This window comes from Catellatospora sp. TT07R-123 (assembly GCF_018327705.1).
Lineage (GTDB): Bacteria > Actinomycetota > Actinomycetes > Mycobacteriales > Micromonosporaceae > Catellatospora.
On sequence record NZ_BNEM01000002.1, the window covers coordinates 1,815,523 to 1,827,784 of the forward strand.

Below are 12,262 nucleotides of genomic sequence, written 5' to 3' on the forward strand. Positions count from 1 at the left end.
GCCGACCCCACGCGGGGCCGGCCCGGACGCCGTTTCGGCCGCCGTCGGCCGTGGGTGCGTGCAGTTTCGGGGAAAGTGCAGGAATCTTGGCCCGGATTCGTGCAGTTTCCCCGAAACTGCACTCTGGTGCGCCGGTCGCCTAGGCTCGGCGGCATGGCGAACCCGCAGCTGTACGACACCATCGGAGCCTCGTACACGGTGACGAGGCGCACGGAGCCGCGGATCGCCGCCCAGCTCTGGGCCGCGCTCGGCGACGCCCGGACGGTGCTGAACGTCGGGGCGGGCACCGGCTCGTACGAGCCGGTCGACCGGGACGTGACCGCGGTCGAACCGTCGGCGACCATGCGGGCGCAGCGCCCGGCGGATGCGGCGCCGTGCATCGCCGCGACGGCGGAGAGCCTGCCGTTTCAGGACCGGTCGTTCGACGCGGCGATGGCGTTCGCGACCATCCACCACTGGCAGGACCCGGTCGCGGGGCTGCGCGAGCTGCGGCGCGTGGCCCGCCGGGTGGTGGTGTTCACGTGCGACACCAGCGATGCCGCTTGGCTGCACCGGTTCTGGCTCACCCGCGACTACCTGCCGGAGGTCGGCGGTCTCGTGTCCGGGCGGCCGACGCTGGACGAGCTGGCCGACGCGATCGGAGCCCGTACGGAGCCGGTGCCCGTGCCGTGGGACTGCGTCGACGGGTTCTTCGAGGCGTACTGGCGCAGGCCGGAGGCATACCTGGACGACGAGGTCCGGCGCGGGACGTCGGTCTGGGCCAGGGTCGGGGCGGACGCCGAGCGGCGGGCCGTGGACAGCCTGCGCGCCGACCTCGACTCGGGCCGCTGGGCCGAACGCAACCGCGACCTGCTCGACCTCGACGCGGCCGAACTCGGCCTGCGACTACTCATCGCCTGAACCCGCCGCCCCGATCGACGGCGAAGCCGATGGGGCGCCGCAGAGGCTCATCGCTTGCAGGAGTCTAAAGCCCGAAGTGGCAAGCGCTGGCGGACACCGTCACTTCCATGGATATATATAGGCCATGGCAAATGAGCCTCGTGCGCGGGACTGGCCCGCCTGGATCACCTCGATCGTGACGATTTTCGGCCTCATTGCCACCGTGCTGCTGGCATGGTGGCAGCTCGACCAGTCAGCCGACCTCAACCGCAAACAGCTCGACCAGAGCGACCAGGTGAAGTTGGCGCAGATCTACTCCGAGGCGGTCGGACAGCTCGCCTCCGACCAGACCAGCGTGCAGGTCGGCGCGGTCTACTCCCTCATCCGCGTGGAACACGAAAGCGCGGGAGTCGACCGCGACCCGGCCGCCTCGTACCATTCGGCGGTCGTTAGCCTGCTCGCCGCCCACGTTCGCTCGCGCAGCCTCAGCCAGCTCGACGAGAAGACCGGGCTGTGCAAGAGCCCGGTCCCGCTCGTCGACAAGCCCGAGTTCGCCGACTTCCGGGCCGCGATCGAGGCGATCCGGACCCTGGCCAAGCCCGGTGACAGGGTGAACCTGTCCTTCACCTGCCTGCTCTGGGCGGACCTGCACGGCATGCATCTGGAGGATGCCGTCCTGAACAGCGCCGACATGCGCAGCGCCAGGTTCGACGACGCCGACCTCACCGGTGCCGACATCCGCTACACGCGCCTGGAATACACCTCATGGGAGCGGGCGAAGCTCACCCGAGCCCAGCTCACCGGCTCGAACTTCAACTGCGCCAGCGGCTCGGGAGTCGACCTCACCGGCGCGGTCGTCGTCGACAGTACGGGCAAGGTGGTGCTGAGTGCCGACAAGGTGAACTTCCCCGGTGCGGCCGGGGCACCCGAACCCCTCAACCACGCCTGGAGCTCCGCGGAGAAGGACGCGTGCAAGCTGTCCTGAGCCGACCGCCGGTTCCCCTGGACCGCGGCCGCTAGACCGACGAGGCCTGCGGGTCCCGCATGCGTGGGATTCCGCAGGCCTCGCCCGATGGTGCCCACCGGCCCTGCCTGCGGTCGGCACACCGACTTCAGGAGCCGGCTACCGCGCGGGCGGCCATGTCGATCGTCATCGATGCTCAACGCTCGACGGTTCAGAAGCAGTTCGGATCAGCCAATCCACCATGGCGTCCCGCTGCGGCCACGGGAATGCCGGGACACTGGCGGCCAGGGTCGCGTACCCGTGCAAGGCCACCCACAGCGTGATCGCGGCCATGTTCGCGTCCGCCGGCCCGGCGACCTCGGCCACCGCCGCCCTGAACTGGGCGAAGGCTTTGCCCCCGGTCAGCTCCTCCAGCTCCAGCCGCCCCACTTCGCCGGTGCGCGATCTCCCGAACACGACGCGGTACCGGTGCGGGTGCGCGTGGGCGAAGTCCAGGTAGGCGCAGCACAGCCCCCGCAGCCGGGCGTGCGGATCGGGCTCCTCGTAGGCCGCCGTCATCGCGGCCGTCATGTCCTCGTACACCTCGGCGATGACCGCCACCAGGATCTCCTCCCGACTGGCGAAGTGCGCGTAGATCGACGGCGCGGTCACCCCGGCCCGCCTGGCGACGCCGCGCAGACTGATCGCGTCTTCGCTGCCCGCCTCTTCAAGCAGGGCCGTCGCCGCGGCGATCAGATCGTCGCGCAGCTTGCTGCCCTCGCCCCGGCGATTGGGGGTGCGCTGTGTGGCCACGATCTCACTATACAGCCGTTAACTTATGGCCGTAACTTAACAGCTGTAAACCGATCGAAGGTGAGCCATCATGATCAGCCAGATCGACACTGCCATCACGCATGCCGACCGCATCGTCGCCGGTGTCACGCCCGAAGACCTCGACGCAGCGACTCCCTGCTCCGCATGGGACGTACGGGCGCTGCTCAACCACCTCGTCGGCGGCATGCGCATCTTCGCCGCCGAGCTCACCGGCACCGGCCCGGTCGGCGAGCACGAGTCCGACTGGCTCGGCGCCGACCCGCAGGCCGCGTTCGAGACCGCCGCCCGGCTCGACCGGCAGGCCTGGCAGCGGCCGGACGCACTGGCAGCCACCGTGCACATCTCGCTCGGCGCGCTCCCCGGCCACGTCGCCGCCAGCGTCCACCTGACGGAGCTCGTGGTCCACGCGGTCGACCTGGCTGTCGCCACCGAGCAGGAAACCCTTGTCTCCGAGGAGCTCTGCGCCGAGCAGCTGCGCCTCATGCGGTCCGCGGGGATCGACGCATACCGCGTGCCAGGCGTCTTCGGAGCGGAGGTCGCGGTCGCACCTGACGCCCCGGCGCACCTACAGCTGCTCGCCTATCTCGGGCGCGCGCTATAGCGCGCGGACCACGTTCCACGGCTGCCCGACGGTACGGGGCGGTGTCACCTACGCTGGGTCGCCGGCACACCGTGCCGCCGACGCGTCACGCAGGGAGCGGGATGAGCGACCTCTACATCCGGGTGATCCCCACCGATCCCCAGTGGCAGCCCACGGCCGAGGCCGCCGACCGGGCGACGGAGTACGTCGCCGGGCTCTTCTCCGGGCCGGGCGACGACGTCGAATCGGTCAAGCCGGTGTTCTACGAGCACATCATGCTCATCGACGGCGGCGAGTACATGGAGGACCTTTTCTGTCCCCGATGCGACGCCGCGATCGGACTGGACTGGTTCTGGAAGCTGGGCGGAGAGGACAGCAGCAGGTGGCTGACCGGCCTGACCATCGGCGACCTGGATGTGACGGTCCCGTGCTGCGGCTCGCCGCTGATGCTGCCCGAGCTGCGTTTCGAGGCGCCGATCGGATTCGCCCGGTTCGAGGTGAGGGCCATGAACTGGACCCGGCACGCCTGGGATCTCAGCGACGAGGAACTCGCCACGGCAGGTGCGATCCTCGGGCATGCGGTGACGCAGGTCCACACCCACTACTGAGACCAGCATCGCCTTCCCGCTTGGTTACAGCGCGAACACCACGTTCGACGGCTGGTCGAGCCAGACTCGGTGCCCGTCACGGGTCACCGTGAGGCCCGTGTCCTCGCGGGCAGGCTCGCCGTGGTGCTGCCACAGGTCGCAGGCACACTCGACAGCCTGAGGGTCCGTGATGGTCGATTCAGCGACATGCCTCGATAGTTGTCGCCTTCGTCGAGCTTCACCTGAGTGCAGATACTCAAATGGAGCTGAGCAGGTCATACGTTTGCGCCGCACCTGCTGGTCATCCGACCCCGACTATCGAGCGTGGTCACGCAGAAGATCGAGAACGCTCTGCCATTGGTACTGGCCCTCGGCGGTGACGGGGTCCAGAGCGCCGAGTGCCGTGAAGCGCACTCCAGCGGTGCTCAGGACCTCGACATTGCGCCTGAAGGCAGGGTGGGCGGCCAGTTCGTCCTTCGTGTGCGGCGCGACGACGATCGGCACTCCGGCGCCGAGCGCCTCGTTGAGTACGCCGAGCGCCGCGGTGTCGTTGATGCCCGCCGCCCACTGGTTGATCGTGTTGAACGTCGCCGGGGCGACGACGACGGCTGCCGGTACCGGCACGGTCTTGACCTCGTCGGGCCGCCGGAGCCTGGTCTTGACGGGATGGCCGCTCGCGGCTTCGAGGGACTTCTCGTCCGCCCACGCGGCGGCGCCTTCGGTGAGCACCACGTACACGTCCCAGCCGTCGCGTACGAGGTGCTCGACAAGCTCTGCGGCCTGGATGGTCGGCGGTGCCGCGCAGGCAACGAGGATGAGTGGGGATCTCATACGTCTGTTATCGCACTTCTTTGAGCCAGGTGCCCTGGTAGGGCTGGGCTGAGCATCGGGAAGCAGACGCCCGAGGCTCGGATGGTGACGGTGCGGACGTGCTCGAACCCGAGCGCGGTGTAGTGGGCGTGCGGGTCTGTGTGGTGGTCCGGGCGCAACCGGGGGACCCCGGTGTAATAGACGCGCCCGGCTGCCTTGTCGAGCAGTTCGACTCCGAGGCCGCTGCCTGCCAGCTGGACGGGGACCGTCATCTTCGAGGCGATGGAGGCGCTGGCCGGGTCGTCGGCCGGGTGCCAGAGTACGTCGGCGTCGGGTGCACGGCCGGATCTCCACAGGCCGTCCTCGCACCGAGAGTGCCGTTCCGAGCCGGTCAGATCAGGTCCTCGATAAATCTGATCCGTTACAGCCCGGAAGGCACTCTCGGTCATACGTCCACGCCGAACGTCGCGTTCGGCCTTGGCTCGGCGCCGTTAACACCGCTCTATATGGACTCCTACAATCTTACCGTTCGGGCTAGGCGCCATCGAGCTGCCGGGCCACTGCTGCAGGAATTGGGCTACGCCTTCCTCGGCCAAACGTCGAATCACTTCTATAGGATCGAACCCGGCATTGGCCGGCCCCTCTCCCTCACCCAGGCACACGATGATGTCGTCGGCCTCCTCCGATGCCACGTCCGACTGATCGGCGGCCACCGACCTTAGGAACGGTTCAGCCAGCGAGATTCGATGCCAAACCTCTTCGGCAATGGCAATCGACGCATCAGACCCGGGATGTACTTGGATGGAAGGGTAAGCCGTGAAACCCATCCAATCCGCAAGTACATTCAGTGCTGCGCGCCGAGGCTCACCCTCAGTCTGTTGTGCCAGGTTCGACAGAACATCGACTAGTGGCACTGCCACGCTGTACATCACGCCGCCGTGGTCGTTCCCGGCATCGCGCCGCACCCTGTGCGCCGCCTCTGACGCCTCCGCCTTGGATTTAGCCTTAGCTAGCAGCAACACACTATTTCGAAGCTTTGTCGGGCTGGACTCGGCCGGGATGAACCAGTCGTCCCAGTCAATAGCATCGAGCATGACCTGCCAGCTCTGTACACCGGCATCTGTCATCGGGCTCACCTACTTCCACTATCCCGGCGGACGTACGCCCGTTCACTCCTCGGCGACCATTTCCGCTGCCATCTCTTCAGCTCTCAGCACAGCCTGCTCCTCCGCAATCGCCACAGCCTGCATCTCCGCCTGAAGCGCAATCTCAGCCTCTGCCGCCTCTTCGGCTTCCGTCTCGACCACTCCCCAGGCACCTCCCGCATCACCCTTCGCGCCAGACACCGCGAACTGGCTTTCCGGATAATCCTTTTGGCAAGATACGCATACGTTGATTGGATTGCTGTCTCGCGGGCGCAGCGTTACCGTGAATTGTAGGTCAGCAACGTCTTCACCCACTGCGGCCGCCTGCTGAGCACAATCGTCTTCCGCGCAGAAACCAGCTGGATGATAGCCACTCAGCCGCCAGCCGACATAGACACTTCCAGTCTTTGGATTCCATGCCGCCGTCACGGTGGTCACGCTCTTCAGCGAGGTCATACTAATTCGGCCAGCCTTGACTTCGCCGGTTAGGTAGGAGATCATCGCATCCCGCTCAGCGTTCGCAGCCTCTAGATACTCGGCATCTGCAGACTTCATCTCAGCGAGGTAGCGATTTCTCGACAGTTCGCCATTCGAATATACCGCCAGGATGGCGGCCTTCAGCGCCTGCAGGCGCGCATCATAGGCTCTGGCAGCCTGCCGGGCCATAACCTCCTTGAGATGTATCTGCGCACGACGGTCCTGGCAGGCAGCGTCGCATTTGGGGCCATCGCCACCACCAGCACCCTCGGACGTCGCCGTCACGACCGTGCCGCTGGGGTCGCTCATGGTGATCGGGTTGAGCGAGGCGTACTGATAGGCGTTGTACTGAGATGGGTCTGATACGACCAGCTTGGGGTCTACGCTGATGAACCGGCTCAAAGCCAGGTCATATTGGCGAGCGCCGATGTTGGTCAGGCCGGTGGGGTCGTTGTCGCCGCCAACGAATCCCTTGTTGTTGATCCAGGCCGGGTTGGTGCCACGGGGCGCCCCGTACGGGGTCTGCCGACGCACAGAAGTGGCCTGGGTGCCGGCGTTGACGCTGACCTGTTGGGTGCCCTGCTGATCGCCGTACACCCAGGTGAGATCGGTGTTTCCAGATGTGTCGGCCCTGCGGCTGGCGCAGACACGGCCGGCGAAGCTGTAGTAGCGAGTGCCGGTGTTGACGGTTCCTTCGCGGCGGATCTCCTGGCTCGGTAGGTAGAGGGTGGTGCCGGTGGAGTCACGGCGGATGAGCCGGACGCCGTTGGCGTCGTAGATGTTGGTCTCCACGGTGGACCCGCCACTAGAGACGGTGGCGAGTTTCCCTTCGGCGTCCCAGTTGAGGGTCTGGCTGTTGGTTCCGGTGCCGCAGTTGTTGGCCGCGGTGCCGGTGGGTCGGCAGACCGTGTTGCCGGTGTTGTCGTAGGTGTAGTTGGTGGTGACGCCGCCGACGGCCATCTGGGTGACCGCGTGCGGGCGCACGACATTCTGGCCCCCCGTGGGTACGGTGTAGCTGCGTGTGGTGTTGCCGCCAGTGGTGTGGCTGGTTTCGGTCTTCAGCGAGGTGGTGCTGTCGAAGGTCCAGTCCTGCCAGTAGGGTGCCGGCCCGCCGAGGTTGGCGACGGTCGGGTCCGTGCTGCACGGCACGGTGGACGTGGGAGTCCAGGCGGTGGTGAGCCGTGCGAGGTTGTCGTACCGGAAGCACTGTGTGTCGGCGCTGCCCACGCCTGGTGCGTCGGTGATACTGGTGACGTTGCCGGTGTTGTCGTAGGTATAGGCACGGTTGGACACGGTTCCAGCAGCGTTCTGTGGCTTGACGCTGTCGGTCTTGAGCCGGTGGGTGTCGGTGTAGTAGTCGAACAGGTTGTCGACGTACAGGCCGCCACCTGGTGTCATGTAGATCGTCTTAGACAGTTGGCCGTAGGCGGTGTAGCTGGCCGTGGCCATCGTGCCCACTGATCCGGTCAGGCTGGTGTCCATGCTGGTCGCCATGCCTGTCGTAGCGTCGTAGTCGGTGGTCAGCTGCTCAGTGACCAGCGATCCTCCGGCCGGGTAGGAAATGGAGAGCGGCGCACCGTTCTCTCCGGCGTACGTGTAGCCGTAGATGTAGGTGTTGTTCAGCCCGGTCTCTACCGTGGGAATGACATAGTTCACGCCGGTGGGCTGATAGCGGGTGGTGAACCCGCGGACCTGCCACTTGTAGGCGTTGGCGGTCACACCAGCGGGCTCGTAGCGGATCGACTGGGTCAGCTGACCGCGGAAGCCGGTCTGCCCGGAGTACAGCGAGTCGTACTTCCACTCCGCCCGCAGTGGCCCGGTGGCCGAGTCGTCACGCAGCTGGGTCTTGCGGCCGAGACCGTCGTAGACGTAGTACAGCACTTCGTTACGAGCGTCGGTCGCCTTGATCAGCTGGTCGTAGTCGTCGTACTCGCTGAGCGTCTTGCCCTTGTCCGGGTCTACGGACTCAATCTGGCGGCCCTTGACGTCGAACTTGGCCGTCCACTGGTTGCCGGCGGGGTCTGTCGTCTTGACAGGTTCGCCCTTCTTGTTGAACTCGTACTTGGTCTCCTGGTAGGCGCCCGCGACGCCGGAAGCCGTCGTGTGCTGTCGCAGCGCCACGGTCCGGCCCTTGATGTCGGTGACGGTGGTGGTGGCGATGCCCCCGGCAGGCGGGGTGGTCATGGTCAGATCGCCCTCATGGGTCGTGACCGTCCTCCACTTCTCCGACACTACGGAGATGTCGTCGCCCGCCAGGAACACAGTCGCCGTGGGCCGAGAAGCGAGGTCGTATTCAGTCTTGTTGATCGTGGGCACCGACCACTCCGGCTCCCACCAGAAGGTTCCGGCGGGCGCGCCCGGCTCGGCATGGGCCGGGTATGAGATGGCCGCGTTGCCGTATTCGTCATAGATCGTGTCTGATACGACTCGGTCACCGCTGCCGTTCATCGCAATCGACTGCGTCTGCCGTGGCCGAAGCATCCCGTCGAGGATCTGGTAGGAGGTGATGTAGTTGCCGTCCGGGTTCAGTGTTTCGGTCTTGACCGATGGGTAGCTGTCCCGATTGGGCGCGAAGGTGTAGGAATACCTGGCCCCAGGAGTGGTCAGGTGACCTGCTCTGTCCCAGCCGAGCTTCCACACGTTGGTGGTGCGGCCGAGCGCGTCGTATTCCACCTCAGCCGTGACCTTGCTGTTCGCGTCGACGGTCTTGGTGGTCGAGCCCCAGAACGGGTTGGTGTCGGTGCTGGTGACCCAGTTGTATGGGGTCGCCCCCGCCGCAGTGATCTTGGAGCTGACGCTGGTGACTGGTCCGCCCACCGCCGGGGTGTAGGTCACGGTCGTGACGTTGCCCTTGACGTCGGTCTGCGTCAGCGGCCGCCCGATGGAGTCGACCGTAGCCTGCGACACCGTCTGCCACACCGTGCCACCGGCCAGCGTCCAGTCCTTGAGCCGCTCGGCCTTGGTGACCGTGCCGTAAACGGGGGCGGTGGTGTAGCTGGCGGCGCCGTCGTAGGTGTTGCGGACGTCGGAGATCACATCGTCGGTGCTCTGCGGGGCCTGGCCGCAGGCCAGCGCGGTGACGAACACCTCCCGCAGCATGGTGACGATGTTCTTGTCGACCCTGCGGTTGTAGGTGTTGGTGGTGCACTTCTCGTCACCGGTGACTGCGATGTCGCCGTCGTCCTGTGACCAGTTGGTGGTGCCGTAGGTCTGGTCGAAGGTCCGCATACCACGCGATACCCGCCAGCCCCGGTTGCCGTCGATGCCGAGCGCGGCGGCCGTGTACGCCGTGGATGTGTTCGTGAACCGGGCCTCGGCGACGTCGCCGTTGATGGTGCGCGACGCGGTCGGGTTGGACCGCCACGGCACGTTCACCGTCTTCGAGACGGGCTTTGATTCGTCGCCGTTGAAGACGGCCTGCTCGCGCACCTGGTCGGCGAACTGGTCCTCGTCGTAGACCGTCTCGGCGCCCAGGGACGCGTTGACCTGCACGGTCCGGGTTCCGCCGGTCGGCGTGGCCCGGTCGCCGTTCATGCCCCGCATGAACGTGGTCACCGTGAGGGTCTGCGCACCGGTCGTATTGCCGATGCGGGTCTTGACCTGGCCGTAGCCGCGCCATTGCGACCATGTCTTGTGATCCGGCTTGCTCAGGCCGTCGTCGTCGGCGTAGTGCCACGCCGGGGTGCCGACGTACTCGTACCAGGTGTGCTTGGAGGGCGACTGGTGGCTGTCGGCCAGCTGCACGTCGTCCTCGACGACGTGGGTGACGACGTGCTTGTGCCACCACTGCTCGACCAGCTTCGTCGAGTCCATGGGGTCCTCGACCAGGACCGGGTAGCAGCGCATGGTGTTGGTGTGCGCCGCGGCCGGCAGGTTGCTCGAGGTGCACTCCGGCTCGGAGTAGTCGACCTTGATGCGGGCACCGGTCTCGGTGATGATGCTGTTGATCCGCAGCCAGTTGTCACTGGTGCCGTGCTCTTCGAGAACCCGGTTGGGCAGCGAGATCGCCTCGAAGGTGACGGGCGGCATTGAGATCGGCACGAACTCCGCCGGCGGCACCGACGCCGGCCTGACCAGGCCCTGGTGGTCGATCTTGTCGAGCCACAGGCCGGTATGGGTGCTGTCGGCCGTGGCGTTGAACGTCTGGTTCAGCGTCCACGACTCGACCGGCTGCCAGGCCGGGGTGGTCTTCGTGGTGTCCCACACCTGCGTGGTGATCGTCTTGAGCCGCTTGGCGGTCCAGAACGTCGGCGCGTACTGCTGCGGGCAGGACGTGGCCGAGGCCTTGCACTCCTGGTCCCAGGGGGTGTCCTTCCACGACGCGGTGACCGGGGCGGTCTCGGTGCCGCAGTTGGAGAAGCACCGCATGTCGGTGTCGAACAGCACCTGCGCGTACGGGGTGACCGACCGCTCGGTGACGCCGTGGTCGGTGGTGTTGCGGTCGTAGGTGCCGTAGTCGATCCGGGTCAGGTAGCCGGCCCGGTCGTAGGTGACGTCGTCGGAGTCGGTGTTGTTGCGCGCGTACTTGTTGGTCTCCTTGCCGTACCAGTACGACATGGTGTTGCCGCGCACGTCCACGACATAGTCCAGGTTCCACCGCCACGCCTGCACACAGTCCGAACCCGCGAACGTGGACTGGTGGCAGGGCTCACCAGTGTGGTTGCCGAACACCGGCACCGTCAGCGTCGAGTTCGTCTTCGCCGTCTGCCCGGGCAGGCTGTGCAGGCCGAAGAAGTACTGCGTACCGTCGGTCGTGGTGACCTTCCAGTACTCACCGTCATTGTCGCCGTTACCCGCCCCGGTCAACTTCTCGATCTTCGAACCGCCCTCAGACCGGGAGTGCCAGCCCTTGCCCGTCTCGTAGATCAGCTCGCCGCCGGCGCCGTTGAGGCTCATCGTTGCATTGTCAGAACGCCAGCATTCGTCCCCGCTGGCGACGGTGTTGTTGGCACCGTTCTTCATGTCCTCCAAACACGGCACGTAGCGGCGCTCGATGTAACCGGGGGCGTACTCGAAGCCCTCGCCGATCCAGGACGGCTGGTTGTTGGTCACCTCCGACCGACCGTCCACGCTCGCCGAAGAGTAGGACAGCGCGATGGTAGGTGTCGGCCCTGTGGCTGGCGGCATACGCAGCGGGTAGTTCCAGGAGAAGTTGCCGGACGAGCCGCCCGCGCTCCAAGTCGAGGATGCGGCCAGGCTGGTCGCCCCGAAATCCCCATCGCTGCCACTGGCCGCAGCCGCGAGCATGACAATCGCGCCCTGTGCCGAGGCTACAGGTGCATCACCGGCGAGTTGCGCCTTGGTCTGCGGCGCAGACAGCGCCTGAGCGGCGTCGACTGGCACGTCGGCGGAAACGACGCCGGTGCCGAGGTCGTTGTCGGTACGCAGTGGCACCGACTTGCACGCAGGCTTATCCGGGGTGGTCAGTGCGCACGCGGGGCTCTGCCACAGCCGTAGCCGGGTGGCCCAGTCGCCGCCTGCCGCGGCCTTGAACGAGTTGTAGTCGATCGACACCTTCGCAGTGCCCGTAGGCTGCCCGGTCGGGGCGCTGACCCGCAGGGCGACCCGGTCGCGCCAGCCCTTGGGCAACGTGGTCTGGTCGATGACCTCGACGGTGACCTCGGCCAGCCGTGCTCCGGCCGGGCTCGTGGCACGCTGTACGAAAACCGGCGCCGCACCAGCGCGAACACCGATGCCACCTCCCGCAGTGTGCAGGTCCAGGCGAGTCGAGCCCGCCTTGGGCCATACCGGCAGGGCCGTCGGAGCGTCCTTGACGCGTTTCTGCGTCCAGCCCTTGCCCGCGACCGGGCCACCGACGTTGTCGAGCTTTTCAGCCTTGGGCTGCAGGCGGGGGCTTGGCGCGGCCACGGCCGGCATGCCCTGCAGCAGGGATCCGGCCAGTACGGCCGTCAGTGACATGACCAGCGTTGTACGGCCGGTTCGTGGCCGCCGTCGCCGAAGGCCGATGATCGACCTTGATGACATGAAGGATTCCTCCCCATACGAG

At 66.5% G+C, this 12,262-nt stretch carries 8 protein-coding genes and 1 pseudogene; 4 read left to right on the forward strand and 5 right to left on the reverse strand.

Translation table 11 applies throughout. From position 1 onward, the window contains the following. Nucleotides 1–165 precede the first annotated feature (165 nt). Together Cs7R123_RS28135 and Cs7R123_RS28140 are read left to right on the forward strand one after the other, a co-directional pair. Nucleotides 166–900, forward strand: a pseudogene (locus Cs7R123_RS28135) (class I SAM-dependent methyltransferase); the annotation flags it as partial. A gap of 175 nt (nt 901–1,075) precedes the next feature. Next, nucleotides 1,076–1,864, forward strand: a complete 789-nt coding sequence (locus tag Cs7R123_RS28140) for a pentapeptide repeat-containing protein (protein WP_212830823.1) — start codon at nt 1,076–1,078, stop codon at nt 1,862–1,864. A gap of 165 nt (nt 1,865–2,029) precedes the next feature. On the opposite strand, the gene Cs7R123_RS28145 is transcribed toward Cs7R123_RS28140, so the two are convergent. Continuing rightward, nucleotides 2,030–2,635, reverse strand: a complete 606-nt coding sequence (locus tag Cs7R123_RS28145; protein WP_212830825.1) for a TetR/AcrR family transcriptional regulator — start codon at nt 2,633–2,635, stop codon at nt 2,030–2,032. Nucleotides 2,636–2,705: 70 nt separating this feature from the next. Here Cs7R123_RS28145 and Cs7R123_RS28150 point away from each other — a divergent pair, with 70 nt between their 5' ends. Both Cs7R123_RS28150 and Cs7R123_RS28155 read left to right on the forward strand, forming a co-directional pair. Continuing rightward, the gene (locus tag Cs7R123_RS28150; RefSeq protein ID WP_212830827.1) at nt 2,706–3,257 is read left to right on the forward strand and encodes a TIGR03086 family metal-binding protein; all 552 of its coding nucleotides are present in this window, start codon (nt 2,706–2,708) and stop codon (nt 3,255–3,257) included. A gap of 101 nt (nt 3,258–3,358) precedes the next feature. Continuing rightward, complete coding sequence (locus Cs7R123_RS28155) at nt 3,359–3,844, forward strand: hypothetical protein (RefSeq protein WP_212830828.1); 486 nt, start codon at nt 3,359–3,361, stop codon at nt 3,842–3,844. Nucleotides 3,845–4,138: 294 nt separating this feature from the next. On the opposite strand, the gene Cs7R123_RS28160 is transcribed toward Cs7R123_RS28155, so the two are convergent. The 4 genes from Cs7R123_RS28160 to Cs7R123_RS28175 form a co-directional block, all read right to left on the reverse strand. Beyond that, nucleotides 4,139–4,654 (reverse strand): flavoprotein, encoded by a 516-nt coding sequence (locus Cs7R123_RS28160; protein ID WP_212830830.1) that lies wholly within the window; start codon nt 4,652–4,654, stop codon nt 4,139–4,141. Then, complete coding sequence (locus Cs7R123_RS28165) at nt 4,651–4,905, reverse strand: hypothetical protein (protein WP_212830831.1); 255 nt, start codon at nt 4,903–4,905, stop codon at nt 4,651–4,653. The genes Cs7R123_RS28160 and Cs7R123_RS28165 overlap by 4 nt, the downstream gene beginning before the upstream one ends. 219 nt (nt 4,906–5,124) lie before the next feature. Then, nucleotides 5,125–5,760, reverse strand: a complete 636-nt coding sequence (locus tag Cs7R123_RS28170) for a hypothetical protein (protein WP_212830833.1) — start codon at nt 5,758–5,760, stop codon at nt 5,125–5,127. 42 nt (nt 5,761–5,802) lie between these two features. Beyond that, nucleotides 5,803–12,174: an RHS repeat-associated core domain-containing protein gene (locus Cs7R123_RS28175; RefSeq protein WP_212830835.1), complete on the reverse strand. Its 6,372-nt coding sequence runs from the start codon at nt 12,172–12,174 to the stop codon at nt 5,803–5,805. Nucleotides 12,175–12,262: the final 88 nt, after the last annotated feature.